The 26,943-nt window shown below is 62.8% G+C and carries 19 protein-coding genes; 9 read left to right on the top strand and 10 right to left on the bottom strand.

Annotation, left to right across the window (positions count from 1 at the left end; translation table 11 throughout):
• Window positions 1-296 precede the first annotated feature (296 nt).
• The 5 genes from VGE08_RS25630 to VGE08_RS25650 form a co-directional block, all read right to left on the bottom strand.
• Window positions 297-2,450, bottom strand: a complete 2,154-nt coding sequence (locus VGE08_RS25630) for a DEAD/DEAH box helicase (protein ID WP_331070779.1) — start codon at window positions 2,448-2,450, stop codon at window positions 297-299.
• 115 nt (window positions 2,451-2,565) lie between these two features.
• Window positions 2,566-2,943, bottom strand: a complete 378-nt coding sequence (locus VGE08_RS25635; RefSeq protein ID WP_331070780.1) for a DUF3037 domain-containing protein — start codon at window positions 2,941-2,943, stop codon at window positions 2,566-2,568.
• Window positions 2,921-3,697: a HipA family kinase gene (locus VGE08_RS25640; protein ID WP_331070781.1), complete on the bottom strand. Its 777-nt coding sequence runs from the start codon at window positions 3,695-3,697 to the stop codon at window positions 2,921-2,923. Before VGE08_RS25640 ends, VGE08_RS25635 begins: the two co-directional genes overlap by 23 nt.
• Before the next feature lie 102 nt (window positions 3,698-3,799).
• Window positions 3,800-5,104, bottom strand: a complete 1,305-nt coding sequence (rhaI, locus tag VGE08_RS25645; RefSeq protein WP_331070782.1) for an L-rhamnose catabolism isomerase — start codon at window positions 5,102-5,104, stop codon at window positions 3,800-3,802.
• Window positions 5,105-5,121: 17 nt separating this feature from the next.
• Entirely contained in the window at window positions 5,122-7,242 is a 2,121-nt protein-coding gene (locus tag VGE08_RS25650) for a bifunctional rhamnulose-1-phosphate aldolase/short-chain dehydrogenase (RefSeq protein WP_331070783.1), read from the bottom strand.
• 197 nt (window positions 7,243-7,439) lie between these two features.
• On the opposite strand from VGE08_RS25650, the gene VGE08_RS25655 reads away from it, so the two are divergent.
• From VGE08_RS25655 to VGE08_RS25680, 6 genes are read left to right on the top strand one after another with little or no spacing between them, the layout of a single operon-like run.
• Window positions 7,440-8,243 (top strand): DeoR/GlpR family DNA-binding transcription regulator, encoded by an 804-nt coding sequence (locus VGE08_RS25655; protein WP_349258804.1) that lies wholly within the window; start codon window positions 7,440-7,442, stop codon window positions 8,241-8,243.
• A 57-nt stretch (window positions 8,244-8,300) separates the two neighbouring features.
• The gene (gene rhaS / locus VGE08_RS25660; RefSeq protein ID WP_331070785.1) at window positions 8,301-9,305 is read left to right on the top strand and encodes a rhamnose ABC transporter substrate-binding protein; all 1,005 of its coding nucleotides are present in this window, start codon (window positions 8,301-8,303) and stop codon (window positions 9,303-9,305) included.
• A gap of 1 nt (window position 9,306) precedes the next feature.
• Window positions 9,307-10,815 carry a sugar ABC transporter ATP-binding protein gene (locus VGE08_RS25665; protein ID WP_331070786.1) on the top strand — a complete coding sequence of 503 codons (1,509 nt, stop codon included), beginning with the start codon at window positions 9,307-9,309 and terminating at the stop codon, window positions 10,813-10,815.
• A 5-nt stretch (window positions 10,816-10,820) separates the two neighbouring features.
• Window positions 10,821-11,795 carry an ABC transporter permease gene (locus VGE08_RS25670; RefSeq protein WP_331070787.1) on the top strand — a complete coding sequence of 325 codons (975 nt, stop codon included), beginning with the start codon at window positions 10,821-10,823 and terminating at the stop codon, window positions 11,793-11,795.
• The gene (locus tag VGE08_RS25675; RefSeq protein WP_331070788.1) at window positions 11,792-12,763 is read left to right on the top strand and encodes an ABC transporter permease; all 972 of its coding nucleotides are present in this window, start codon (window positions 11,792-11,794) and stop codon (window positions 12,761-12,763) included. The genes VGE08_RS25670 and VGE08_RS25675 overlap by 4 nt, the downstream gene beginning before the upstream one ends.
• An 18-nt stretch (window positions 12,764-12,781) precedes the next feature.
• On the top strand, window positions 12,782-14,149 hold the full coding sequence (locus VGE08_RS25680) for a hypothetical protein (RefSeq protein WP_331070789.1): 1,368 nt from the start codon (window positions 12,782-12,784) through the stop codon (window positions 14,147-14,149).
• A gap of 5 nt (window positions 14,150-14,154) precedes the next feature.
• On the opposite strand, the gene VGE08_RS25685 is transcribed toward VGE08_RS25680, so the two are convergent.
• A complete protein-coding gene (locus tag VGE08_RS25685; protein ID WP_331070790.1) occupies window positions 14,155-15,348 on the bottom strand; it encodes a DUF748 domain-containing protein in 1,194 nt (397 codons plus the stop codon).
• A gap of 185 nt (window positions 15,349-15,533) precedes the next feature.
• Here VGE08_RS25685 and VGE08_RS25690 point away from each other — a divergent pair, with 185 nt between their 5' ends.
• Both VGE08_RS25690 and VGE08_RS25695 read left to right on the top strand, forming a co-directional pair.
• The gene (locus VGE08_RS25690) at window positions 15,534-16,553 is read left to right on the top strand and encodes a PstS family phosphate ABC transporter substrate-binding protein (RefSeq protein WP_331070791.1); all 1,020 of its coding nucleotides are present in this window, start codon (window positions 15,534-15,536) and stop codon (window positions 16,551-16,553) included.
• 148 nt (window positions 16,554-16,701) lie between these two features.
• On the top strand, window positions 16,702-19,578 hold the full coding sequence (locus VGE08_RS25695; protein ID WP_331070792.1) for a patatin-like phospholipase family protein: 2,877 nt from the start codon (window positions 16,702-16,704) through the stop codon (window positions 19,576-19,578).
• Between the two features lie 22 nt (window positions 19,579-19,600).
• Here the strand turns inward: VGE08_RS25695 and VGE08_RS25700 are convergent, their stop codons facing one another.
• The 3 genes from VGE08_RS25700 to VGE08_RS25710 all read right to left on the bottom strand — a co-directional run bounded on the left by VGE08_RS25700 (window position 19,601) and on the right by VGE08_RS25710 (window position 25,012).
• Window positions 19,601-22,219, bottom strand: coding sequence for a GAF domain-containing hybrid sensor histidine kinase/response regulator (locus VGE08_RS25700; RefSeq protein ID WP_331070793.1), 2,619 nt, complete (start codon window positions 22,217-22,219; stop codon window positions 19,601-19,603).
• Window positions 22,220-22,322: 103 nt separating this feature from the next.
• Window positions 22,323-23,609: a serine hydrolase domain-containing protein gene (locus tag VGE08_RS25705; protein WP_331070794.1), complete on the bottom strand. Its 1,287-nt coding sequence runs from the start codon at window positions 23,607-23,609 to the stop codon at window positions 22,323-22,325.
• Between the two features lie 11 nt (window positions 23,610-23,620).
• The gene (locus VGE08_RS25710) at window positions 23,621-25,012 is read right to left on the bottom strand and encodes a GntP family permease (RefSeq protein WP_331070795.1); all 1,392 of its coding nucleotides are present in this window, start codon (window positions 25,010-25,012) and stop codon (window positions 23,621-23,623) included.
• 199 nt (window positions 25,013-25,211) lie between these two features.
• Between VGE08_RS25710 and VGE08_RS25715 the strand changes: the two genes are divergently transcribed.
• Entirely contained in the window at window positions 25,212-26,543 is a 1,332-nt protein-coding gene (locus VGE08_RS25715) for a metal-dependent hydrolase (protein WP_331070796.1), read from the top strand.
• Here the strand turns inward: VGE08_RS25715 and VGE08_RS25720 are convergent.
• On the bottom strand, window positions 26,524-26,922 hold the full coding sequence (locus VGE08_RS25720) for a hypothetical protein (protein ID WP_331070797.1): 399 nt from the start codon (window positions 26,920-26,922) through the stop codon (window positions 26,524-26,526). The genes VGE08_RS25715 and VGE08_RS25720 overlap by 20 nt on opposite strands.
• Window positions 26,923-26,943: the final 21 nt, after the last annotated feature.

Here is a 26,943-nt window from a genome sequence, read left to right on the forward strand (position 1 = left end):
CACGCTCTCGCGGCTCCTTACCCATCGGAGCGGCACCCAATGTCTTGACGCGGGATGGAGCATAGCGCCCCCCGGCGGATCCTCAATCCTGTCGTCGAAAGGCAGCAACGTCGCCGTCTACAGACGGCGAGGCGGCGAAGAAACAAAACCCCGGCGCGGTCGATTGTGAGCAGGCGCTGTGGAGCAGGTTACGTTCGGGAGCGGCGAGCACGTCGCCGGAAGATGAGTTTGAGCCTGTATTTTCAGGCTTTTTCGTTGATTCGAGAGGTTGGCGGCGCAAGCTCACGCCGCTGTTTTCAGCGACGCCGACGTGTCTCGCGCGCGCTTCCCGGCTTGGACCGGGCATCCCTGGCACCGGCCTTAGTACGTAGTCTAGGTGGCCCCGACCGCTCGCGTCGGAGCTTGTCTACATGTGTTTTCAGGGCCCGACTGATCTGCAGCTGCTGACCGGCGACACGCACCTTCTGCAGTTGGCGAAAGATCTCCTTCGGCATGCCGGTGGGCAGGTCGACAAAACTGTGATCGTCGAAAATCCGCACGCGGCCGATGCGCCTGCCCTCGAGCCCGGCCTCATTGGCGATGGCGCCGACGATGTTGCCCGGCTTCACGCCGTGCACCTCGCCCACCTCGATGCGATAGGTCTCGACTTCGTCGTCGCCGATGCGATCGCGGCTCATACGATCGCGAGGGGGCCTCTCGCCGCCAAAGTCGCGCGACGGGCGGTGTTCCGATGCTCGCGCCTCGTCGCGCGATGGGCGCTTGGCCCGGCCTCGGGCCGGCGCTTCCTCGCTCGGTTGGGCATGGCGCACGATCTCGACCTTCTCGCCGTCACTTTGGGTCGCGCGCTGCGCCGGAAGCCCCTGCCGCTCGCGCTCGGCACGTTCCAGCGCCCGGCGCTCCTTGCGATTTAGCGCACGGGGTTCGGCCGGTGCGGAAGCTTCCTGCTCGGGCCATGCTTGCTCCGGTCGCGTGGCTGGTTCGGAGCGTTCGGCCTCCAGGCGCGCCGCGCGCTTGGCGAATTTCTCATCGCGTGCGGCTCGATCCGGACGGGGAGCGCGCTCACGGCGAGGTGCGGGTGAATCCGACTGCTCTCGTTCGCCAGATCGAGCCTGCGGCTCCAGCAGCAGCGGCGTGGCGCCTTGAGCGATGCTGGCCAACGCCGCCGCGATCTCGACGGCCGACACGTTGTTCTCGCGCTCGTAAGCCTCGATCAGCGGCAGGAACCGCTGACCCTCGTTGGCCTCGATCGCCGCCGTCAGCTTCTCGTTGAACCTGGCGACCCGACGCTCGTTCACATCCTCGATCGTCGGCATCTGCATCTGCTCGACCGGTTGCCGAGTGGCACGCTCGATGATGCGCAGCATGTTCCTTTCGCGAGGCGCGATGAAGAGGATCGCCTCGCCACTGCGACCCGCGCGGCCGGTCCGGCCGATGCGATGAACGTACGACTCTGGATCGTAAGGCACGTCGTAGTTCACGACATGGCTCACCCGCTCCACATCCAAGCCGCGAGCGGCAACGTCGGTAGCGACGACGATATCGATCTGCCCCGACTTCAAGCGGGCAATGGTCCGCTCGCGTTGCGCCTGCGCGATATCGCCATTCAACGCTTCAACCGCAAAGCCGCGAGCGGACAGCCGCTCCGCCAACTCTTCAGTCGCGATCTTGGTGCGCGCGAAAACGAGCATGGCATCGAACGGCTCGGCTTCGAGAATGCGCGTCAGCGCATCGAGCTTGTGCATGCCGCTGACGATCCAATAGCGCTGCCGGATCTGGCTCGCCGTGGTCGTCTTGCTGCGAATCGTGACCTCGGCCGGATTGCGGAGGTGATGTTGGGCGATACGCCGCACCTGCGGCGGCATGGTGGCCGAGAACAGCGCGATCTGCCGTTGCGCCGGAATCTGCTCGAGAATCCATTCGACATCGTCGATGAATCCCATGCGCAGCATTTCGTCGGCTTCATCGAGCACGAGATGCCGCAATGACGACAGATCCAACGTGCCGCGCTTGATGTGATCCATCGCGCGGCCCGGTGTGGCCACGACCACGTGCACACCTCGGCGCAGGCTATGCAACTGCGGCGTGTAGCTCTGCCCGCCGTACACCGGCAGTACGTGAAATCCCTTCAAGTATGTCGCGTAGCGCTGGAATGCTTCGGCCACCTGGATTGCCAGCTCGCGCGTCGGCACGAGCACCAATGCCTGAGGCACGGCTTCGCTGAGGTCGATCTTGGCCAGAATGGGCAGCGCGAAAGCCGCCGTTTTGCCGGTGCCAGTCTGTGCCTGGCCGACCACATCGCTGCCGGCCAGCAGATGCGGAATGGTCGCGGCCTGGATCGGCGAGGGCGACTCGTAACCCACATCCCGCAACGCCTCGAGCACGGCATCGCCCAGGGCGAGATCACTGAAAGCGGGGCTGTCGCCCGGAGTCTGTTCGGAAGGAGCGGGCAAGGAAACCTCGGATTTCGCGGGCGCGGACTGACGGAAGGCGCGCGAGTTTACACATCCAGCGGCCAATCCGCTGGAAACAGTGTATTTCGCGGCCGCTTATGACAGCCCGGCGGCTTCAGCGGCGGACCATCTTCTGCAGTAACTGCTCCAGCACGCGAGAAGGTTCGTCGGTGCGGCCGGTGTGTACCGAGGAGGTCTGGATCATGGTACTGCGCGGCGCCACCAGCCAATGAAACCGCTCGCGCGGCGTGAGCCGGCCAATCGGCCCCGAACCGGCACAGATGGCCGGAATGCTGGCCAGGTTCTCACGCACAAGGTCGAGATCGATATCCGGCGCGAGCGCGCGCAACCGTCCCTCGTCCAACTCGATGCGAGCCGCAAGGTACTCCAGCGCCGGACAGGACACGATAACGCCGACGTTGATGAACTCCTCGCGCTCGACCCGAGGGACGACGCGAATGATGGCGTAGTCATACGAGCACGGAGCGCGCACGCTTCACCTCGTCGAAAAATAGATGGGGTGCCTGCAGCCGGCGCAGCAAATACTCGCAGTAAGCGCTTCGATACTCCGCCGCACTGGAGAAAGTAGCGTCTCCACGTAACAGCGCATCCGGGATCAAAGCCACGATATCACCGACCACTGCGGGCGTAATACGCGCCAGCATGGCCTCGTGCGCTTCATCCAGCGCTGCGGCGAAAGGCAGCAGCACATGGTCGCGAATCATGGGAAAGGCATCGCGGCTGCGCTCCAGGTACTGCGTCCACGAATGATGAAAGTACAAGGACGCGCCATGATCGATGAGCCGCAACTGCCGATGCCAGACCAGCATGTTGGTGTTGCGCGCCGTGCGATCGACATTGGTGACGAACGCATCGAACCAGACGATCTGCGAGGCCAGCGCCGCATCGGGCTGGAACGCGATCGGATCGAACGTGATCGCACCGGGCAAATAGTCCAGCGCGACGTTGAGGCCGGCGCTGGCGCGAATCAATTCCTGGATCTCGACATCGGGCTCGGTGCGAGCCAGGTCCGGGTCCAGCTCGATCAGAACGATCTCCGGCACCGGCAAGCCGGCGGCGCGACCGAGCTCGCCGGCCACCAGCTCGGCGATCAGCGCCTTCGGTCCCTGACCGGCACCGCGAAACTTGATGACATACATGCCCTCGTCATCGGCTTCAACGATGGCGGGTACTGAACCGCCCTCGCGCAGGGGCGTGACATAGCGGGTGACGACAACGGTTCGCAAGCTTCGGTCCACGGCAGCCGGCAAAGCGGCGGCAGTATATAGCCGACGCTCCCGCGACTGGCAGCGCCCGGGACGGAGAAGCCTCGTTACCTCTCGCCAACGCTAGACAATGCCGCCAGCAAAATTCCGTGTCGCAGGACGTTTGTTAGCGCAATCAGTGCGATAGTTGCTGCGGCGATAGGCGCCTATGGGATCGATGGCCGCGCCGTTGCTCAGCCGGGCCCGGGCGAGAATGGGCTGCACGTCGGTAGTGAATGCGCGCTTCAACGTTTGCGCTGCCATCAATGCATCGTTTCGCTCTTGATAGCCGGCGAGCAGTTGCCGATCGACCAGTAGCGCCTGCGCATAGGCCCGCTGCAGCTCGATGGCGCTGGTCATCAAGCTCTCGATGGGATCGGTGACGTTGTGGGACTGATCGAGCATGTGCGCCGGCTGAAATTCCGGCACCTGGCGCCACTGTGCATCGACCAGCTCATTGAAGATCAGGAACAGCCGGTACGGATCGATGCAGCCCGTGTCGAGATCGTCGTCGCCATATTTCGAATCGTTGAAATGAAAGCCGCCGAGCTTGCACGCATGCACCAGCCGCGCAACGATCATTTCGATGTTCACATTCGGTGCGTGATGACCGAGGTCCACCAAACAGAACGCCTTGGGACCGAGTGTTTGCGCGGCCAGCAGCGAGGTACCCCAATCCTGGATCACCGTGGCGTAGAACGCGGGCTCGTACATCTTGTGCTCGATGAGCATGCGCCAGTCCGCCGGCAAGGCCGCGTAGATCCGCACGGTCGATTCGAGATAACGCTCGAACGCCCGAGCCAGATGTTGCTGGCCAGGAAAGTTGGCACCGTCGCCGATCCAAACCGTGAGCGCCTTCGAGCCGAGCAACTCGCCGATGCGGATGCAATCGATGTTGTGCTCGATGGCCTGGGCGCGGACCGCGGCATCGGTGTGCGTCAGGCTGCCGTACTTGTAAGAGAGCTTCTGGCCGGGACGATCCTGGAAGGTGTTCGAGTTGACGGCGTCGAAGCCAAGTCCAAGCGCGCTGGCCCGCTGCCGCAGCGCCGGCAGGTCGTCGGTGTAATCCCAGGGAAGATGCAGCGAGACGGTCGGAGTAGCGCCGGTCAGGCTGTGAATGACACCGCAGTCCTCGAGCTTTTCGAACACATTGCGTGGTTCGCCCTGGCCGGGAAAGCGAGCGAAGCGCGTGCCTCCCGTGCCAACACCCCAGGAAGGAATCGCCACGCCGAAGCCCGCAACCTTGGCCGTGACCGCATCGATATCGATACCTCGACGCTGCAGGATCGCACCTAGCGCCGCGTAGTCGGCATCGAGATCCCGCTGCAGCGGTTTATTGCAGTCGGCGATGAAAGAACGAGCGCGCGGATCGCTGAAGTTGCCAGCCATGATGCCCCTTCATACTGTTACCGCGTGAACGCGGCAGCGTTACCTGCGTCGACGTTGATGATATTGCCAGTCGACTTCGCCGCGCGCTCGGATGCGAAAAACGCGACCGCCTCGGCCACATCTTCAGGATACACGCTGCGCTTCAGCAAGCTGCGCTCGCGGTAGATGGCCTCGAGCTCGTCGGTGCTGGTCTTGTACTGCTCGGCACGCTGCTGCGCCCACTCACCTTGCCAGATGCGCGAGCCACGCAGCACTGCATCAGGGTTCACGACATTGACGCGAATACCTGCCGGCGCCCCTTCCAACGCCAGGCAGCGAGCAAGATGAAGCTCCGCCGCCTTGGCCGTGCAATACGCTGCCGCGCCCGGCGAAGCCGCCAGCGCATTCTTCGAGCCGATGAATACGAGGGAGCCGCCGATGCCCTGCGACTTCAGCAACTGGAACGCCTGCCGCGCCACCAGAAAGTAGCCGGTCGACAGGATATCCATGTTCTTTTGCCAGGTTGCCAGACTGGTCTGATCCACCGGCGATGCGGACGCGATCCCGGCATTGGAAATACAGATGTCGAGGCCGCCAAATGTCCAGGCGCTGTCGCGGAAGCCGGCGACGACAGCCTCTTCGCTGGTGACGTCCACCCAGCAGCTGGAGACGACATCGCAGCCATATTGTTTCTTCAGCCCGGCCTCGGCTTCATGAAGCGCGTCACGATCGATATCACAAAGCAGGACGCACGCACCCTCGTCCATCAAGCGTCGCGCCGTCGCGAGGCCGATGCCGCCCGCGCCGCCGGTGATCAACGCGACCCGGCCCGCCAGGGGCTTCGGCTTGGGCATGCGTTGCAGCTTGGCCTCTTCCAGGTCCCAGTATTCGATATCGAAAGCTTCCTGCTCCGGCAGGCCGCGATAGGTCGATACGGCAGCGGCGCCCCGCATGACATTGATCGCATTGATATAGAACTCGCCGGCAATGCGCGCCGTGGCTTTGTCCGCGGCGAATGTGATCATGCCCACGCCGGGCACCAGATACACGACGGCGTTGGGATCGCGCATCTTCGGTGAGCCGGGCCGTTTGCAACGCTCGTAATAAGCCGCATAGCGCTCGCGATATTGTTCGATGGCTGGCTGGATACGGCGAGCCAGCTGCTCGATCGATTCATTGGCGGCATCGAACGGCAGCACCAGCGGCCAGATCTTGGTGCGCAGGAAGTGATCGGGGCAGGAGGTGCCAAGATCGGCCAACGCCTGCAGCTTTTCGCTACCGACGAATTCCAGCACCGCAGCGCTATCGTCGAAATGACCGACCTTGCGTGTCGTTGCAGAGATCAAGCCGCGAATGCGCGGCATGATGGCTGCCGCCACCTCGCGGCGTTTCTCGAGCGGCAAGGGTTGAACTTTGCTTGCACCGAACGGCTGCTTGCCGCGGCTCTTCTCGGCGAGCCATAACGTCGCGCGATTGATCACGTCGAGCGTGTTCTCGTAACACGCCTTGGCCGTGTCCGCCCACGTGAACACCCCATGCGCTTCGAGCACCACACCGCGCGCCTTGGGATTCTCACGAGTGAATTTGCGGAGCGCGAGGCCCAACTCGTATCCGGGCCGAATCCACGGCAACCAGCCTACTTCCTCGCCATAAATTTCCCGGGTCAGCGCCTTGCTGTCAGCAGCGGCGGCTATCGCGATCAGTGCATCGGGATGCATGTGATCGACGTGTGCGCGATCGACTAGACCATGCAGCGGCGTGTCGATACTCGCGGCCCGAGGATTCAGATTGAAAGTGCAGTGTGAGTACAGCGGCACCAGCACGCTGTCGCTATCCGGACCTCTGTAGAACGGCTGCAGCGACAGGAACTTGTCCATGTACAAGGTGGCAAAGCCATCGAGCTTCAGGGTGCCGAGGTCGCCGCCCGAACCCTTTACCCACAGCACCTGCACGTCCTGGCCGGTGACTGGGTCTTTTTCGGTGAGCTTGGCGGAGGTGTTGCCGCCGCCGAAATTGGTGATGCGCTGGTCGGAGCCCAGCAGGTTGGACCGGTATAGCAGCAGCTCGGCGGGAGTCAGGGTTGCCGCGGCCGCATCGTCCCAGCGGTTCTCGAGCAGCAACGAAGACGACTCGGCTTGCGCCGGCTGAACCACGCTCATCTAATCTCCCCCACCGCCCCGGATCCGTTCCGAGCGTTAAAAAACCGTCAAAGATCGCCCGCCGGGGTCGCTCCCGGGGCGTGAAATGCCTGTTTACCATACGAATCGATCATATACAATCAGATACAAGCATAATCGATCAGGCCCCGTGACCGATCCTGGTAACGGCCCGACGAGCGATGCGCGAGGTAACTGTCATGCTGGAACGCGAGCGCCATAGCCTGATTCTCAAGCTGGTCGAAGAACGCTCCATCGTCAGCGTCGGCGATCTGCTGGAGTTGTTGGGCGCGTCCGAGGCCACCATTCGGCGCGACATCAACACGCTGGCCGAGCGCGGCGAAATCAAACGCATTCGAGGCGGCGCCGAGGCGGTGCGGCCACGCCATCAGCCTCACCTGGTGGGCATGCCGTTTTCGCTGAGTCAGGACATCAGCGTGCCGCAGAAGCGCGCCATCGCGCGGGCCGCCGCCGAGCTGATCGCGCCGGGCGAAAGCATCATCATCAATGGCGGCACCACCACGTTCGCGCTGGTGGAATTTCTCGCCGACCACGATCTGGACATCCTCACCAATTCGTTTCCGATCGCGGCCAAGCTGCTCGCCACCAGCCGCAATCGCATCACGCTGCCGGGCGGCACCATCTTTCGCGAACAGAACATCGTGCTGAGCCCGTTCGACAACGACACCATCGAGAACTTCTGGGGCAACAAGCTGTTCACCGGCTGCTATGGCCTGAACCGCTTCGGCCTCATGGAGGCCGATCCGTTGATCGTGCAGGCGCAGACCAAGCTGCTGAAGCGCACCGAGGATGTGATCGTGATGGCCGACAGCAGCAAGCTGCGGCAGAAGTCCGCGATGATCGTGACCGGCCTGGAGCGCATTTCCACCCTGGTCACCGACGATGGCGCGAAGCCCGAAGAGTTGGATGTTTTCAAGGCGGCCGGCATCAAGGTGATCGTCGCCACGGTGAGCGAGCAGGACGGGTTGCAGAAGCTCGCCTGAGTCGAGTCGGGATTACGGCGGCCGCGCTGACGGCCGTCTGAATGCAGGGGGATGGGAATGCGTAGAAGAGCAATGCTCGTGGCTGCGGCCGCGCTGGCCGCCGTCGTGATCTCGGGCTGCGGTGAGCGCTCGCAGGGACCGGGCGATGGCGGCAAACTTCGGATCGGCATCGTGGCCAAGAGCCTGGGCAACGGCTTTTTCGACGCCGTCCACAAGGGCGCGGATGAAGCGGCCGGCACGCTCGGCGCCGAGATCATTTTCACGGGTCCGACTACACCCACGGCCGAAGGACAAATAGAAACATTGAATGCGCTGATCGCTCAGCGCGTCGATGCCATTGCCATTTCCGCCAACGATCCCGATGCGGTCGTGCCGACACTGCAACGCGCGATGCAACGAGGCATCAAGGTCATTTCCTATGATTCGGCCGTGGCCAAAGCGGGGCGCGCGGTACATCTGGCGCCTTCTTCAGACGAGCTGATCGGCCAGACCGTTGCGCAACTCGCGGCCGAGCTGGCGCCCGAAGGCAAGGGCAAGGTCGCGGTGGTGTCTGCTACACCTACCTCGACCAATCAGAATTCCTGGCTCGCCAATATGCAGCAGACCTTGCCGCAGCATCCGGGGCTGGAGCTCGTCAGCGTCGTGTACGGAGACGATGTCGCGGACAAGTCCTATCGCGAGACCGTCGCGCTGGTGAAACAGCATCCGGATCTGGCGGTGATCGTGTCCTTGAGCTCGGTCGGCATCGTTGCCGCGGCCAAAGCCATCGAAGATCAGGGCCTCGCCGGCAAGGTGAAAGTGACGGGTCTGGGACTGCCCTCGGAGCTGGTCGGCTACGTGCGCAAAGGCGTCGTGCCGAAGTTCGCGATCTGGAATCCAATCGATCTCGGCTACGCCGCCACGCAAGTGGCGGCACATTTGGCTCGTGGCGAGACCCCCGACAGCGGGCTTTCGCTCGAACGCATCGGCACCGTGACGTTCGACGCGGACGGCGTCGGCGCGATGGCCAAACCTTTCATTTACGACGAGAGCAACGTCGAGCAGTTCGCCTCGATCTTCTGACATGGCAGCAGCAATCGAGCAGGCGCCCGCGCAGCCCATCCTGACGCTGGCGCAGGTCAAGAAGTCTTTCGGCGGCGCGCAGGCGCTGCGCGACGCCAATCTTGCTTTGTATCCTGGCCAGGTGACGGCGCTGATCGGCGAGAACGGCGCCGGCAAGTCGACCTTGGTCAAGATCCTTTGCGGCATTCATCAGCCTGACGGCGGTGAAGTACTGCTCGATGGCCGCGCGATTCGCGTGCGTGATCCCGAGCACGCGAGGCAGCTTGGCATCAATGTCGTTCATCAAGAATGCGTGGTGTTCGACAATTTGACCGTAGCCGAGAACATCTTTGTGAGCGCGCGCCCTCGCAAAAACCGCTTTATCGCCTGGAGCGAGATGCGCAAGCGCGCGGCCGAGATCCTGCGGCAACTGGATGTTTCATTCTCACCGGACACGCCCGCAGGTCAGCTCAGCGTCGCACAGAAGCACATCGTGCAGATCGCTCGCGCATTGACGAGCGAGGCGCGGGTATTGATCTTGGATGAACCGACAGCGGCACTGTCTCATCGTGAGGCAGACGACCTGTTTCGAATCGCTCGGCGGCTACGCGACGCGGGCTGCGCGCTGCTGTTCATCAGTCACAAGTTCGAAGAAATCTTCGCGCTTGCCGACCGCTATGCCGTATTTCGCGACGGCGCTGCGGTGGGCAGCGGAATGATCGCCGGCACAGGCAGCGAGCAGCTGATCCGCTTGATGGTCGGCCGATCGGTCGACCAGCTATTTCCCAAGCTGGAAACGACCTTGGGCGAGGAACTGCTGCGCGTGGAAGGCCTGTCGCGGGCGCGCGAATTCGACAATGTTTCTTTCTCGGTACGGCAAGGCGAAACGCTCGGCATCTATGGCCTGGTCGGAGCTGGCCGCACGGAGCTGGCTCAATGTTTGTTCGGCCTCACGGCACCGGATGCGGGCTCGATTCACATCGGCGGCAAGCCGGTGACTATCGACAGCCCGGCGGACGCCGTTCGCCATGGTCTGGCATACGTACCCGAGGACCGACAGCGACAGGGTGCGATCCTGGCCTTCTCCATCGCCTCGAACCTGGCGCTCACCAATTTGAGCACGCTCGCGCCGCGCGGCCTGTGCAGCCGGCAACGCGAGTCGGAGCTGGCGAATCATTGGATCTCCGCGCTCGGCATCAAAGCGACCGGGCCCGAGCAGAACGTCGGCGATCTCTCGGGCGGGAATCAGCAGAAGGTGGTGATCGCGAAATGGCTGGCTCGCGCGCCGCGCGTACTGATTCTTGACGAGCCTACGAAAGGTATCGATGTGGGCGCCAAGTCCGCCGTGCATGCGGTCACGAGCGCCTTTGCGCAGCGAGGCAACGCCGTCGTCATGATCTCTTCGGAACTGCCCGAGATTCTCGGGATGTCCGATCGCATCCTCGTGATGCGCCGCGGCCGCGTGCGCGCACTACTGAATCGAAACGAGGCAACGGCGGAAACCGTCGTGCAAGCCGCCACCGACGCATGATGCATATGCTGCAAACTTCCACCGCGCGACGCGATCTGGCTCTCGGCATCATTGTCATATTGCTGCTGGGCTCGGTCGCCGCAGGTTTTCCGCAGTTCGCCACGCCGGGCAATCTCGCTGAAGTTCTGGATGACAGCGCCATTCTGATCATGCTGGCGCTTGGGCAGATGCTCGTCATCCTCACCCGCGGCATCGACCTGTCCATCGCGGCCAACGTCGCGCTGTCTGGAATGGTGGTCGCACTGTTCAATAGGAACTATCCAGACGCGGGCGTGGTGCCGGTGCTTCTCATTGCCATGGTAAGCGGTACGCTTCTCGGTGCCGTCAATGGTCTGTTGGTGTGGCGCCTGAAATTGCCGCCCATCGTCGTCACGCTCGGCACCATGTCGGTGTATCGAGGGCTCATTTATTTGATGTCAGGCGGCACCTGGGTGAACGACAACCAGATGTCACCTGCCTTCCTAGGTTTCGTGCGGTATGAGCTGCTCGGGTTGACGGTGCTGTCATGGCTGGCGATCGTTGCCACCGCAGGCGCCGCTGTGTTGATGCGCTACACAGTGTTGGGTCGTGACCTGTATGCGGCCGGCGGAAACCCCGCAGCCGCCGCTTACACCGGCATCGATCCTGGCCGCATGCAATGCATCTCATACACCATCTGCGGCGCGATTGCGGGGCTCTGCGGATACTTGTGGGTGGCACGCTTCGCGGTGGCATACACAGACATCGCACTCGGCTTCGAATTGCAAGTCATCGCTGCGTGCTTGATCGGAGGTGTCGCGATCGCTGGAGGCATCGGGACAGTCACCGGTGTGGTGCTGGGCAGCCTGTTCATTGGGATCATCAGAAATGCCTTGCCGTTGATCGGCGTCTCACCGTTCTGGCAGATGGGCATCAACGGCCTGGTGATCGTAGTCGCTGCCGTGCTCAGTGCGCGTCGACGCGAGGACAAACGCGCAATCCTGGAGACTCAACCGGCATGAGCACGCAACGATTCAAGGGGTTGATGCGCTGGGAATCGATGCTCGTCCTGGTGCTCATCATCGAGCTCATCGGTTTCACCAGCCTGTCGCCATATTTCCTGGATGTCTGGACGCTCTCTGACGCGACCTTCAACTTCACCGAGCGTGCGGTGATCGCACTGCCGCTGGCACTGCTCATCATTGCCGGCGAGATCGATATTTCAGTCGCGGCCATCATCGCCCTGGCCTCTGTCGCCATGGGACTGGCCGCTGCCGCCGGAGTCGATACCTCCGGTCTCGTGGCCATTGGTCTGAGCACGGGGCTCGCGGCCGGCATGATCAACGGTGTGCTCGTAACCTTGGGGCGCGTGCCCTCGATCGTCGCGACCATCGGCACGATGACGCTGTTTCGCGGCTTGGCATACGCGGTGCTCGGAGATCGCGTGTTGAAGGATTATCCGTCGTCGTTCTCCGTATTCGGGCAAGGCTATGCAGTGGGTGCGTTGTCCATCGAGTTGAGCTTCGTGATCGTGCTCGCGATCGTCCTTGGGATCTTCCTGCACCTGACACGGTGGGGAAGAACGATCTACGCGATCGGTGCGAATCCGATTGCCGCGCGCTGGTCCGGCGTGTCCGTGGATCACTATCGTTTCCTGCTGTTCGCCGTAACGGGCTTGTGCAGCGGGCTGGCTGCAGTGCTGCTGACTTCCCGGCTGGGCTCGACTCGTCCATCGATTGCGCAGGGCTGGGAGCTGGAGATCATCAGCATGGTCATTCTCGGCGGCGTATCGGTGTGGGGCGGCAAGGGCACCATCCCCGGCGTGCTGCTGGCGGCGGTGGTGCTCGGCCTGGTGAACTTCGGACTGGGACTGTTGAATGTGCCGGGCATAGTGATGTCCATTATCGTGGGCGCGTTGCTCATCACGGTCGTGGCGGTTCCCGTGCTGGCGGAACGCTGGTGGGGACGGCCGGTGCGCCGTTGGTCTTGACTCAATTCCCTCGCTCAGATGTCACGCTCGCTGGTCGCCCTGATCGATATCGGTAAGACGCACGCCAGGCTCTCGGTCGTCGATCCGACGTCGGGTGCCGAAGTTCGTGGTAGCCGGCGTGCGAACGCAGTGATTCAGGGAGCGGTGACACGCGAGCTCGATGTCGCCGCGATCGATCAATGGTTGCTGGAGGCGCTACGAGACGCGCCCCATAGAGAACGCATCCGCGTCATCGCGCCTGTAGCGCATGGTGCAGCGGCAGTGCTGATCGATCGTAATGGCCAGGTAATCACGGCTCCCGACTACGAAGATTCCTGTTTCGAGCAAGTGAGCGTCGCCTATCGCGCGCAGCGGGATGCTTACAAGGACACGTATTCTCCCGATCTGCCCTTGGGACTGAATCTGGGGCGACAACTGTTCTTCTTGCAAGAAACGCAAACGCAACTGTTCTCGCGAACAACGAACGCATTGCTGTATCCGCAGTATTGGGCGTGGCGACTGTCCGGTGTGATGGCTACGGAAGTCACCTCGCTGGGCTGTCATTCGGACTTGTGGCGGCCCGGTGAAAACAGGTTTTCCTCGTTGGTCGAGGCGCGCGGCTGGAAAGAATTGTTTCCTATGAGAAAGCTCGCAAGCGACCTGCTTGGACCGATCTCGTCTGAGATTGCCACCGCCACAGGACTGGACCCCGCCTGCCAGGTCGCCTGCGGCATTCACGATTCCAACGCGTCGTATTTGAAGTTCTTGATCGGCCGCGAGCCAGAGCAGCCGTTCACCGTCATTTCCAGCGGCACGTGGACCGTGGTCATGGCGAATCGCGCGGATCTTGCGAGGCTTCGCGAAGATCGCGACATGCTTGCGAGCGTCGACGCCTTCGGAGCGCCGGTCGCAACGGCAAGATTCATGGGCGGCCGCGAGTACGAGGCTATCGCTGGCACCGACACGCGGCCAAATTTGCCGGCATTAGTCAACGTCATTGAGCGTCACGCGATGGCATTGCCGACGTTTGCGAGCGGCGGACCGTTCGCCGGCCGCGAAGGACGATTGATCAACGCCGAGGGGCTATCTGGTTCGGAGCGCGCCAGCATGGCGACGCTGTACGTCGCGCTCATGTGCGAATTGCTGATCGAGACGTTGGGCGCGCGCGGCGATGTGCTCATCGACGGACCACTCGCGACGAATCCTCTGTTCGGCTCGGTGCTCGCGACTTGCCTGCCCGACCGCGCGGTTCTGCTGAGTTCAGGCACTTCCGGCAACGCGCGAGCCGCCTGTTATCTCGCGGGCTTTCAAGATGCGTCCTCTGAGAGCGTGGCAGCCACGACACCCGTGACGATCAAGTCCCTGCCTGCCTACCGAGACGCATGGCGCAATCTATTGCCGCGCTGACGAGTCTACTGAGCTCGTTTCGGTCCGAAGCTGGGTCCCTTCGAAGTGCTCCTGTCTTCGTCGCCGGCCTTGCCGTCTTTGTTCGTCTTGGAACGTTTCTTGTCGTCCGCCGACGGCTCGCCAATCCCCTCCAGATTCTCACGCACGTCACGTACTGAAATGCTTCCCTCCAACGAGCGTGCGAAGGCACTGACGAACGCATTGCGAAGCACGCTGACGATGGTTTCGAGAATGCTCGTCTTGGGATCTTCGATCGTGCCGGTGAACGGAATGCGCGCGGCCACCTGCTCCTTCCGGTCGTTCTCGAGCACGTTGGCGGCGAAATCCACCAACCCTTCCCAGAGGCGCTTCAGGACATTCTCCTCGGGCTCCTCGCTGCTGTAGATGTCGACGTTGCGGAGCACCGGCTTGGCGTAACCTTTGAACTTGCCATCGGCGGCCGCGATCTCCAGGTACAGCTCGAAATCGCCGGCTTCGGCATCGGCCTTGATGTACTGACGCAGCCAGGGATTCACCTGCGGCAGTTTGACGTCGCGCAACTGCATGTTCACATCGAACGTCGGCTGTTCGCCCATGGGATTGACGCTGCCACTCACGTTGGCCGAGCCGCCATCCAGCACTGCGGCCTCGGCCCGAAAGTCGGCAAATGTTTCCTTACCGCTGTCGACGACATTGGTGAGATTGGTGACCTGACCGCGAACCTGCGTGGCCTTGATGGCGTCCGCGGTGCGGATGCCCGGAGCACGAAACGTGATGGTGCCGTTGTAGACACGGACCGTATTGAAGCGGAATGGGAACAGCTCCCCGAGCCATTGCGCCCAGTTCACGCCCTCGCCGGTCTGCGACTGCTGCTCGTTCTCGGCCTGGACGAAGTTGAGATTGGGACTGTCAAATTGGCCTTCGGCGACCAGCGAGCCTCGCATCAGGCTGCGCCACTCGACGGAGAAGTCGACGCGCTTGCTGCTGAAGAACGGCACGGGCTCGCCCGACCCCGTCTTGACGATGCGAATGCCGTCGATGCCGTACGCGCCGCGAATCAGCGCTAGATCGATGTCATCGATGTAGCCGTCGTAGCCTTCCAACGCCTGCAGCTTGTCATTGACGTAGTCGCGGACCAGTGTCGGCAGCGCGGCGCGAATCGCAACGGCGACGAGAACCAGCAGCACGACACCCATCAGCCATCTGTCCCGGCGCCGCATGACTTCGCCTCAATCCCCGGCTCCGACGACGCGTCGGTGATCACCGCAGTTCATGTCACTCCTCCACGGGGCACTCGCCACCGGTCCGAGGAGGCAACGCGCGTCACCCAGCCTCGGTTTCGGAGTAGGAAGACTTTGACGCCGCTTTGCCGCAAAATCGCGCCTTTCACTGACGAGGTTGGCTCATGAATGCACGGCGCCTGGCGATCCTGGCTGTTGCCACCAGCGTGGCTTTGCTCGGCTGTGGCAACCAGGACGGCAAGGGGCGCATGGGCCGCGACACGCCAGTGGTTCGCATCGACGGTTCCAGCACGGTGTTTCCGATCGCGGAAGCGGTCGCCGAAGAATTCCAGATCGAAGAACGCGGTGCCGTGCGCGTGACGGTGGGTTTGTCCGGCACCGGCGGCGGCTTCAAGAAGTTGTGCCGCGGCGAGATCGACATCTCCAATGCTTCCCGTCCCATCCTCGAGGAGGAGATGGCGGCCTGCCGGGCCGCGGGCATCGGTTTCATGGAGCTGCCGGTGGCCTTCGATGCCATCACCGTGGTGGTCAATCCGGCCAACGATTGGGTGAAGTCGCTGGCCATCGCCGACCTGAAAAAGATGTGGGAACCGGCCGCGCAAGGTCAGCTCAAGCGCTGGAATCAGGTGCGGCCGGAATGGCCGGATGCGCCGTTGATGCTGTTCGGGCCGGGCGCGGATTCCGGCACATTCGATTATTTCACCGAAGCCGTCATGGGCAAGGCGAAATCCAGTCGCGGCGACTACACCGCCAGCGAGGACGACAACGTGCTGGTGCAAGGCGTCGAGCACAATGAGAATGCGCTCGGCTACTTCGGCTATGCCCACTACGCCTCGCACAAGGAGCGCATGCGCGCCATTCCGATCGAGAAGGGCGACGGCACTCAGATATTGCCAAGCAACGCCACGGTGACCGACGGCACCTATCAGCCGCTCTCGCGCCCGTTGTTCATCTATGTGAGCGACAAGTCCGCGCAGCGGCCGGAAGTGCGCAAGCTCATCGAGTTCTACTTGACCGAGGGACCGAGTCTCGCCGAGCAGGTCGGCTTCGTGTCGTTGCCCGAGCATGCGGCGCAGATGTCACTGCAGCACTTCCGGGATGGCCGGCTGGGAACCGTGTTCGGCGGCGTGCCCGAGGTCGGCGTCACCATCGACGAACTGTTGACACGCGAAGCCAGGCTCTGATGTTTTGCCGCCGCCGGGCGGCAGACAGCGCACCTTCGTTTGCTCTGGCCATCGCTCTGGCCAAAGGGGTCGTGGCGGGAAGCCCGATCCCGGGATTAATATCGCGGGCGCGGCAGACTAGAACAAACATCAAGCGAGGGAATTCGCCATGCCTGAGCCGAATGCCGAGCGCGCCACCTTCAACGAAGTGTTGTGGCGCGAGTTGCAAGCGCTGCGGCCGGAGTACTGCGTGTCACGCGCGTTCGAACCGGCAAAGTTCGATCCGGCGCGCCCCGACGACGCCGGCACCGACCCGCAGTTTCAGGACAATCTGCGCGAGCTGTTCCAGATGATCGGCACGCTCGATGCCGATGCCGACAGCAACAAAGCACAGCCGCCGCTGTCGGCGTTGTGCCTGTCGGGCGGCGGCATTCGCAGCGCCACCTTCAATCTCGGCGTATTGCAGGCCCTGGCCAGGAACAAGCTGCTGCCCGAGTTCGACTATTTGTCGAGCGTATCCGGCGGCGGCTATATCGCCAGCTGGCTGCAAGCGTGGATTCATCGGCAGCAGCAAGAATCCGGCACCGCCAAGGAAGTGTTCGCGGAGCTCGGCGAGCGCACCGACAAGCCGGTGAACCCGCTCGCGCCCGAGCCCAAGCCGGTCGATCATCTGCGTCAGTTCAGCAACTATCTCACGCCGCGACTGGGCCTGTTTTCGGGTGACACCTGGACCGCGGCTGCCACCATCCTGCGCAATCTGCTGTTGAACTGGTTGGTGATCTTGCCGCTGCTGGCAGCCTTGATCGTGATTCCGCAGGGCGTGTATCTGCTCGTGCAAAGCACGGTCAGCGCCGGTCTGGGGCGAACGCTGCTGTATGTGTCGCTCATCGCCGAGTTGCTTGCGAGCTTCTCCATCTACTATCACCGGCGCTGCGTACGCGCTCCGGATACACCTCCTGCCCGCTATGCATTGCTATGTGTGCTGCCGGTGATTGCGGCTGCGGCGCTGCTGTCCTTCTGCGGCCTCGGTTACGCAAACGGGCCAGCCGTGGTACTGGATGCGCCGTTCTGGTCCGCAGCGAATCGGCCCATCCTGGTGTTCTCGGTAGTGTGGTGCATGGTCGTTCCTCTGCTCGGCTGGGTCGTGGTCGAGTTGCTGTATCGCTTGCGTCATGACATTGCGCCCGAATCCAAACACACGGAGAAATTCGAGCTGGGCGCTCTGATCCTTTCCGGCCTGGCGATTGCGCTGTTGTTCGCGGTCTCGGTACGTGGCTTGCTGCTGCCGTTCTACAACCAGCCGGGCTTGTATGTGATGCTGACTCTGCCGGTGCTGCTGGGTCTGTATCTGCTGGCACGCACGCTGTTCGTGGGACTGGCCAGCTTGAGCGAATCATTCGTGACCGGTGCGGCGCCGGCACTGGTCAATGATGGCGATCGCGAATGGTGGGCGCGCTTGTCCGGCTGGATTCTGGCAATCGCCGTGGGCTGGATCGTGGTCAGCGGGTTGTGTTTGTTCGGCCAGTTCCTGCTCGACAAAGTGACCGACGCCGCCAAACCGTTCGTCGCCGCGGCCGGCGGCATCTCCGGCGTGGCTGCCGCGTTGCTGGGCAGCCGAGATCGGACGCCGTCGACCGAGAAGAAGCCGTCGATCTTGCAGCAAGTCGGCCTGGCGCTGGCGGCGCCGGTCTTCATCGTCTGCGTCGTGATCGCAATCTCGTGGGCCACGGCCACGCTCGGTGGCTGGATCGTGAGCAACGCGAATGTGGCGGCGGAGCAGATCTTCACCGACCCCATGCTGCGTCAGAAGGAATTGCGGCACACGGGTTTCGAGTGGTTCTGGGCCTTGCCGTGCATCCTGTTGCTCGCGGCCTTGATCATGGGACTGGTCGTGAACGTGAACCGCTTCTCGTTGCACGGCTTCTATCGCAATCGCCTGGTTCGTGCGTACCTCGGCGCGTCTCACACCAAACGCAAACCGGATCCGTTCACCGGTTTCGATGCACAGGACAACTTGCGCATGCACAAGCTGCGGCCGACCGCTGGCGCGCAGCGACTACTGCCTCTGATCAATGTCACGTTGAACATGCTTCGCGACGGCAAGCTTGCATGGCAGGAGCGCAAGGCCGAGTCGTTCTCGATCACGCCGTACTACTGCGGCAATTTCCATGAGGGCTATCGCGCTTCGGCCGCTTACGGCGGACAGGGCGGTATTTCGCTCGGCACCGCGGTCACAATCTCCGGGGCCGCGGCGAATCCGCACATGGGCTATTGTTCGTCGCCGGCGCTGGCTTTCGTGATGTCGCTGTTCAACGTGCGGCTGGGCGCATGGTTGGGCAACACCAACGCACAAGGCGACAAGGCTTATCACCTGCCAGGACCGCGGCAAGCGCTATCGCCCATGTTGGGCGAGTTGTTCGGTTACACCACCCCGGACTTCAAATACGTGAACCTCTCCGACGGTGGTCACTTCGACAACCTCGGCTTGTATGAAGTGGTGCTGCGTCGTTGCCGCTACATCATGGTCAGCGACGCGGGCTGCGACCCCGAAGCCAGGCTGGGCGACCTGGGCAATGCCATTCGCAAGATTCGCATCGACTTCGGCATTCCCATCCGCTTCGAGAAGGAAATCGAGATCTACCCCAACAGCAGCGCCAGGCAGGGACTGTACTGCGCAACGGCGCGTATCGACTACGATGCGGTCGACCAGGGGACGCCGCCGGGACGGTTGCTGTACATCAAACCCACTTTGCGCGGCCGTGGCGAGCATCCCATCCCGTATGACGTGTACAGCTACTCCAGGACGATCGATGCGTTTCCGCACGAGCCCACCACCGATCAGTGGTTCAGCGAATCGCAGTTCGAAAGCTATCGGGCGCTGGGATTCCACTCGCTCCAGCAGATCCTGCGGGGCTCGGCGCCGCACGACTTCGCCGACTTCTTCGCACGCGTCGCAAACTACATGAGCCCGAAGAGCAAGCGCCGGCCGTTCAAGCCCGAGCGCGAAACGCCGCCGCTGTCTCGTACGGTGCTGGATGATGAATGATGAACGAGCGAGTCGACGCGGCTCAGCTCTCGATCAGGTCGCGAATGCGCTCGGCCAATGTTTCCAGCGCGAATGGCTTGGTGATCATTTGCATGCCGGGCGAGAGCAGGTCGTTGCTCACGGCCGCACTGTGAGCATAGCCCGTGATGAACAGCACCTTCAGTCCGGGCCGGTGCGCGCAGGCCGCATCCGCCAGTTGACGGCCGTTGAATCCCGGCAAACCGACATCGGTTATCAGCAGATCGATCCGCACATCGGACAGCGCAATGGCGAGGCCGCTCGGGCCGTCGGCGGCCTGCAGCGAGCGATAGCCCAACTCGGTGAGCAAGTCGACCACCAGGTCGCGCACCACCTGCTCATCCTCCACCACCAGCACGACTTCCTCTCGCGCGCTGGGCTGGAGGATCACTGGCACCCGCTCCGGCTCTTGTGAGCTTTGGTGCTCGCCGTGGAAACGCGGCAAGTAGAGTTTGACGGTGGTGCCCTTGGCCACCTCCGACTGAATTTTGGCGTAGCCACCCGACTGGCGCGTGAAGCCGTAGATCATCGACAACCCGAGCCCGGTGCCCTGGCCGATGGGCTTGGTAGTGAAGAACGGGTCGAACGCCCGGCTCATCACCTCCGGCGTCATGCCGACACCCGTATCGGTGACGCAGATACAGATGTAGTCGCCCTGCACGACGTCGCGCAACTTCGCTTCATGCGGGTCTTCGAGCTGGGTGTTGCAGGTCTGGATGATGAGCTTGCCACCTTCGGGCATGGCGTCGCGCGCATTGATGGTGAGATTCAGCAACGCGCTCTCGAGCTGGTTCTGGTCACACCGTGTCAGCCACAGATCCGGCTCTTCTTTGAGCTCCAACGCGATGGTCTCGCCCAGCGTTCGGCGCAGCAGCTCCTCGATGCCGCGAATCAACCGGTTCGGATGCACCGGACGCGGATCGAGCGCCTGTCTGCGTGAGAACGCCAGCAGCCGGTGCGTCAGCGCAGCGGCGCGATTGGCCGCGGTCATCGCGGCCGAGACATACGCATTGACATCGATCTGTCGGCCACGCGCCAGCTTTCTTTGCATCATGTCGAGCGAACCGATGATGCCGGTCAGCAGATTATTGAAGTCGTGAGCGATGCCACCCGTGAGCTGGCCGACGGCTTCCATCTTCTGCGACTGACGCAGCGACTCTTCCGCCTCCGACAGGCGCTGCTGGTCGCGAACCCGTTCGGTGACATCCTGTGCATACTGGAATGCACCGATGACGGCACCGTCGCGATCACGCAGCGATGTGTATGTGATCTCGAAGTGACGCGGCGAGTCCCCTTCGCTGGTCGCGTCCGGCTCGATCAGTGTGAATTCTTCGCCGGCCAGGGCGCGGCTCCAGCGACTGCCGGACAGCGCCAGTTGCTCGCGATGCCCCTTCATGATTTCGAGCAGGCTTTGCCCCACCTGGGGACGCACGCCGATGCGACGCTCGAAGCGATCGGCATAGGCCTTGTTCATCGCGAGGTAACGGTAGTCGTTGCCTACGGCGGCGACCAATGCCGTGACCGAGTCCAACAGCTCGCTCCACAATTTGCGCTGAGCAAAAGCGTCCTCGACACGTTGCTCGAGCGTCGCGTTGAGCTGACGCAAGGCGTTCTCTGCGCGAGCCCGTTCGACCGCATCCCAAGTGCGCTCCGCGGTTTCGCGCGTCAGCGCGACTTCATTGTCCGTCCACCGGCGCGGTTCGGCTTGATGAACATAGAAGACCGCCACGAACCGTCCGCCTTTGATCAACGGCACGACGATGCCGGAGCGCGAACCGATGGTGCGATAGATGTCTGTTTCCTCCACCTCGCTGATCCGTGGATCGTTGCGGCTGTCCTCGACCCGCAGGATCCGGCCCATCCGCAGTTCTCGAATCAAACCCGCGCCGAAATCGTTCAGCGGGTGGCGGCCGGCCAGACTCGGCATGTCAGGCAGAGTCCAATCGCAGACCACCAGGACCGTATTGGTGGATTCCTCGATTTCTCCGTACCCGACGCGTCCCGCGCCCAGTTCCCTGCCGACCATCCCCGCCGCGGTGAGCATGATCTCCGCGGCATCGCTCAGGCTGCGCAGCTTGTCGCTCAACGCCAGCTGGAAGGCGAGCTGCCGCTCGGCCCGCACCTTCTTGGTCGTCTCCATGCACAGGACCATGACGCCGCCGACGTTGTTGGCTGCGCCGGCGTCGTCGATGGGACTGAAGCTATAGGTCCAGTAGATTTCTTCGCGCTTGCCGAAGCGCGGGATCATGACGAGGTGATCTTCGGCCCAGGTGGAGCCCGCCCCGGACATCACGCGCTCAATTTGCGGCCCCATCACGGACCACGTTTCCGACCATACTTCGCGCAGTGGCGCGCCGAGCATGGCGGGATGCCGCTCGGGCCCGAGCGAGCTGCGAAAGCTGTCGTTGTAGAAACAAATGAGCTGCGGCCCCCAGAAGACGCAGGCCGGGTGTTGGGTCGTAAGCAGGATCCGCAATGCCGTGCGCAACGCTTGCGGCCAGCCTTGGGGCCGGCCGAGCGGCGTCCCTTCCCAGTCGAAAGCGCGGATGAGCTCGCCCATCTCGCCGCCACCACTGAGAAACTCGGCAGATCCATCTACGCGAATGACGGGCAACGTGCTCACGACCACAGCCTGCCGTCTCGGCGCGCGGTGGTCAACGCGTAGTGATCTAGATACACACGCGATTTTCCGTGACTTATCACGGCTTGCGTTTTGCCTCAGAATGTCACTGCAACGCCTGATATACCAAGTTGCGCAGCAGCGACCGGTAGTGAGTGCGTAAGCTCATGTCCGTTGTCTGCAACATCAATACGGCAATCAGTTTTTCCTGCGGGTCCACCCAGAAGTAGGGGCCCGTGGCGCCGCCCCAGAAGAAGTCGCCCACCGAGCCCGGCACCATGCTGCGCCCGGCTTCCTGACGCACGCCAACGCCGAGCCCATATCCCTGGCCATATTGGGGCAGTGGCGCGGTCAATCCCAGCTCCAACGTGAACGCGCCGTAGCTCACATCGGGCGGCAAGTGGTTGCTGGTCATGAGCTCGACACTCTTGCGTGACAGCACTCTGACACCATCCAGCTCGCCGCCATTCAGCAGCATCTGGCAGAACCTCGCGTAGTCCTCCACCGTGGAAAACAGCCCGCCGCCACCGGAGAACCATTTAGGCGGCTTGGCAGCGTTGTATTCGCCAAAAGTCGGCACGCCTGGTGCGGCCTGTGGCCTGGCGAGTCGCGCAGCTTGCTGAGTGTCGAGCAGGAATGCGGTATCACGCATGCCCAAGGGGCGAGCAATGCGCTCGACGATGAAGCGATTCAGGTCCAGGCCGCTCTGCACTTCCACGAGCCGGCCGACCACATCGTTCGACATCCCGTATTCGAAGGCTGTGCCGGGCTGAAACGCCAATGGCAGCTGCGCCAGCTTGTCGATCAATTGCTCGTTGGTTTGTTGATCGTCCAGGGTGTTGGCTTCTCGATAGGCTCGCTGCACCAGGGAGTCGCCGAATATTCCGTAAGTCATGCCCGAGGTGTGGCGCATCAGATCCTGCACTGTGATCTCGCGACGCGCCGGCTCCAGCAGCAGGCTCCGTCCGCCGCTGCCATCCTTCACTTCCACACCCACCTGCAGCTGCTTCAATTGCGGCAGATACACCGCAACCGGATCCATCAACTGCAGCTTGCCTTCTTCGGCCAGCATCAACGCCGCCACCATGGTGACCGGCTTGGTCATGGAGGCGATCCGAAAGATCGAGTCCGGCTGCATGGGGCTGCTGGCGGCGCGATCCTGGAAACCGAAGGTCTGTTGATAAGCGACCTTGCCGTCGCGCGCTATCAACACCACCGCGCCTGGAATTTTTCCAGTGACGACGTCGTCGTTGAGCTTGTCCGTCAGGTGCTGCAGCCGTTGCGATGAGAAGCCCACGTCTTCGGGCTTTGCAGCTTTCGGCAGCGATGCGCACCACGCCGGAGCGTTCAGGGTCAACAGCGACAGGGCCAATATGCAAACGAGTTTCTTCATGGGTATCGCTCTCAAACGATGCCAGTCGCGTAGTACACGCCGATCACGAAAAACACAGCCAATGTTTTCACGCAGGTAATCGCGAATATATCTTTGTACGCCTGTCGATGAGTGAGCCCCGTCACCGCCAGCAGCGTGATCACCGCGCCGTTGTGGGGCAATGTATCCATGCCGCCGCTGGCCATCGCCGCCACTCGGTGGAACACATCGGGTGAAATGCCCGCCGCCTGCGCCGCGGCCATGAATTGTTCCGACATGGCGGCGAGCGCGATGCTGAGTCCGCCGGAGGCGGAACCCGTGATGCCGGCCAGCGTGGTGACCGTGATGGCCTCGTTCACCAGCGGATCTGGAATCGACATGAGGGCGTTGCGAATGATCAGGAATCCCGGCAGCGCGGCGACCACTGCGCCAAAGCCGTACTCCGACGCGGTATTCATGGAGGCCAGCAGCGCACCACCCACGGCGGTCTTGGTGCCTTCGGCAAACCGCGTGACCACCGGCCTGAATGCAAACACCAGCACGGTCAGGATGCCCATCAGCAGCGCGCCCATCACGGCCCAGATCGCAACGACGCTGGACAGTTGCATGACCAGCGGCTGAGCCAGTCCCTGCAGTTGAGTCTCCAGGGTCGGTGGGTAGAAGCGTGGAATGAGCCGCGTGAACGCAAGATTTGCCATGCCTACCACCAGCAGCGGCAGAACGGCGAGCAACGGATGCGCGGCGCTGCCATTGAGGACCTGCTCCGGCTCGTTGACATGGCCGGTGCCATAACCTTCGCCGGCGCTCAGCGCCTGCCGCCGTCGCCAGTTCAGATAGAGCAGTCCGCAAGTGAGAATGAACGCGCCGCCGATCACACCGAGCCACGGCGCGGCCCAAGTGGTCGTGCCGAAGAACGTGGTTGGAATGATGTTCTGAATCTGCGGCGTGCCGGGCAACGCGTCCATGGTGAAGGTGAAGGCGCCAAGCGCGATGGTGCCCGGGATCAATCGCTTCGGGATATTGCCGCGACGGAACATCTCGGCCGCGAACGGATAGACGGCAAAGACGACGACGAACAGCGAAACGCCGCCGTAAGTCAGCAGCGCGCACACCAAGACGATGGACAGAATCGCCCGCTCCTGCCCCACCAACCGGATCACCGCGCCGGCAATGGACTGCGAGAATCCGGACAGCTCGATCAGCTTGCCGAACACCGCGCCCAGCAGGAACACGGGAAAGTAGAGCTTCAGGAAGCCGACCATCCGCTCCATGAACAAGCCGGTGAACGCGGCGGGCACGGCAGCCGGATCGGTCAGCAGCACCGCGAGCATGGCGGCCAGCGGTGCGAACAGAATGACGCTGTAACCGCGATACGCGGCCAGCATCAACAACACCAAGGCAAGCACGACGATGGCAAAGGTCATTGCGCCCAGTCACGGCGCAATCGCTCATCGCGTGCCGCCGCCCCCTATGAAATGCAAATCCCAGGTCGCTCCGATGGATCGCTTTGCCGGCATCTGCTGCGCGGTCGCAGCCGGCGCGGCAAGCCTCGATCGGCGCTGCTTCCGGTATTAATTCATCAGATGATGATTTTCAGCGCAGCTTGCCCTGGCGGCACCGGCCGTGTCAACCAATGCGCGCCTCGGGCTGCTCATGCCGCGGCTGGACCGCACCCGCTACACTGGCTGGATGGACAACATTACTCACACCATCATCGGCACGCTGGTCGGCGAGGTAGCCGCGCGTGTCGCACCGGCCAGCCGCAGCACTCTGCCGGCAACGACTCGCCGCAACCTGTGTGTGACGCTGGCGGCGATCGGCAGCAACCTGCCGGACTCCGATCTGCTGTATTCATTCTTCGGCGGCAAGGTGAACTACCTGTTGCACCATCGCGGCCATACGCATACGGTTCTGATCGCGCTGCTGTTGGGCGTCACGGTTTTTGCCATCACGCGCTGGTGGATACGACGGCGCAATCTGCAAGCTTCCTCCACCGATTACGTGCTGCTGGCCGCGGTGCTGCTGCTCACGCCATTGCTTCACATAGCCATGGACTTCAGCAACAACTACGGCGTGCATCCGTTCTGGCCCATCGACAATCGCTGGTTCCACGGCGATTCGGTTTTCATCATCGAGCCGCTGCTCTGGGCCGCGTGCGCGCCGCTGGCCTTCATCTTCAAGACGCATCTGGCACGCTTCGCCGTGTTGCTGCTGATGGTGGCGGCAATCGCACTGTGCTTCTTCAGCGGCATGGTGCCCCAGGCTCTGGCCGCGGCCTACGCGCTGCTCGTGGCAGCGATGTTGCTGATCGGCCAGCGCGCACCGGCGCACGTCGCGCTCGCTGCCAGCGTCATGTTGTGGCTGGGAGTGACGACGATGTTTGTATTGACCGCTCACACAGCAAGGACGCACGCCGATGCAATTGCCAACGCACAGTTCCCGGAAAGCACCTTGATCGATCGCATCGTCACGCCCATGCCGGTCAATCCCGCATGTTGGGAAGTCATGCTGCTGCAGAGAGAAGCAGACAACGTAGTTCTTCGCCGCGCGATGTTGGCGCTGGCCCCGGCATGGCTCACGGCGGATCAATGCCTGACCCGCAGTCTCGACATGGAGATCACGGCACCCCTCGTGCCGGTGCCCAGCGACAGCTCCGATCGTTTGAAATGGTATGGGCAGATCAGCACGCCGCGCGACCGGCTGGCCTTTCTCGCATCGACCCACTGCGAAGCCGCCGCGGCGCTGCGCTTCATCCGCATGCCTTGGCTGGCGAATGTCGAGGAAGGGCTGGTGCTGGGCGACCTGCGTTACGACCGCGAGAAAGCGCTGGGCTTCGCGGAAATCCTGATCGACGATCGGCCCAGCTGCCCGCCCTTCGTGCCCGACTGGATCGAGCCTCGCCAGGATCTGCTCGGCCTCATGAGTGGCAGGCGCGCTACTTCCGCCGCGCCGTGAAGGTGCCTTCGCCGAACTGGCCGAAGACAGCCTTGCCCGTGATCGTGTCGCCTTCCACCGTGCCGCTGTAGTCGAGCTTCAGGGCCGTGCCCTGAACATCGAGGATGAAATCGAACGACACCGCGGCACCGTGCACCGAGCCCGTGTAATCGACCTCGCCGGCCTCGCCGATAATGGTGCCCACCAACGAGCTGCCGCTCTGGCGCACGATCATCTGCGAGTCCTGCGCGCCCATCTGGCTTTCGGTAGTCAGCACCCAGTGGCCCGACAGGTCTGGAGTGCTGCTCGGACGCGCCGGCAGTTGCGGCGACGGTGCGCTCGCACAGCCCCCGACGAGCAGTGCGGCCCCGAGCAGCATCCATGCGCGAACCTTCTTCATTCGTCCTCCCCCGATCAGCCC

The organism is Steroidobacter sp., assembly GCF_036406195.1.
In the GTDB taxonomy this organism is placed as follows: Bacteria; Pseudomonadota; Gammaproteobacteria; order Steroidobacterales; family Steroidobacteraceae; genus Steroidobacter.

What these genes read in the sequence shown, in the direction of transcription:
- rhaI (WP_331070782.1), bottom strand. Translation starts at nt 5,104, where the DNA reads ATGGCTGGCAACTTCAGCGATCCGCGCGCTCGTTCTTTCATCGCCGAC.
- VGE08_RS25650 (WP_331070783.1), bottom strand. Translation starts at nt 7,242, where the DNA reads ATGAGCGTGGTTCAGCCGGCGCAAGCCGAGTCGTCTTCGTTGCTGCTC.
- VGE08_RS25655 (WP_349258804.1), top strand. Translation starts at nt 7,440, where the DNA reads ATGCTGGAACGCGAGCGCCATAGCCTGATTCTCAAGCTGGTCGAAGAA.
- rhaS (WP_331070785.1), top strand. Translation starts at nt 8,301, where the DNA reads ATGCGTAGAAGAGCAATGCTCGTGGCTGCGGCCGCGCTGGCCGCCGTC.
- VGE08_RS25665 (WP_331070786.1), top strand. Translation starts at nt 9,307, where the DNA reads ATGGCAGCAGCAATCGAGCAGGCGCCCGCGCAGCCCATCCTGACGCTG.
- VGE08_RS25670 (WP_331070787.1), top strand. Translation starts at nt 10,821, where the DNA reads ATGCTGCAAACTTCCACCGCGCGACGCGATCTGGCTCTCGGCATCATT.
- VGE08_RS25675 (WP_331070788.1), top strand. Translation starts at nt 11,792, where the DNA reads ATGAGCACGCAACGATTCAAGGGGTTGATGCGCTGGGAATCGATGCTC.
- VGE08_RS25680 (WP_331070789.1), top strand. Translation starts at nt 12,782, where the DNA reads ATGTCACGCTCGCTGGTCGCCCTGATCGATATCGGTAAGACGCACGCC.
- VGE08_RS25685 (WP_331070790.1), bottom strand. Translation starts at nt 15,348, where the DNA reads ATGCGGCGCCGGGACAGATGGCTGATGGGTGTCGTGCTGCTGGTTCTC.
- VGE08_RS25690 (WP_331070791.1), top strand. Translation starts at nt 15,534, where the DNA reads ATGAATGCACGGCGCCTGGCGATCCTGGCTGTTGCCACCAGCGTGGCT.
- VGE08_RS25695 (WP_331070792.1), top strand. Translation starts at nt 16,702, where the DNA reads ATGCCTGAGCCGAATGCCGAGCGCGCCACCTTCAACGAAGTGTTGTGG.
- VGE08_RS25705 (WP_331070794.1), bottom strand. Translation starts at nt 23,609, where the DNA reads ATGAAGAAACTCGTTTGCATATTGGCCCTGTCGCTGTTGACCCTGAAC.
- VGE08_RS25710 (WP_331070795.1), bottom strand. Translation starts at nt 25,012, where the DNA reads ATGACCTTTGCCATCGTCGTGCTTGCCTTGGTGTTGTTGATGCTGGCC.
- VGE08_RS25720 (WP_331070797.1), bottom strand. Translation starts at nt 26,922, where the DNA reads ATGAAGAAGGTTCGCGCATGGATGCTGCTCGGGGCCGCACTGCTCGTC.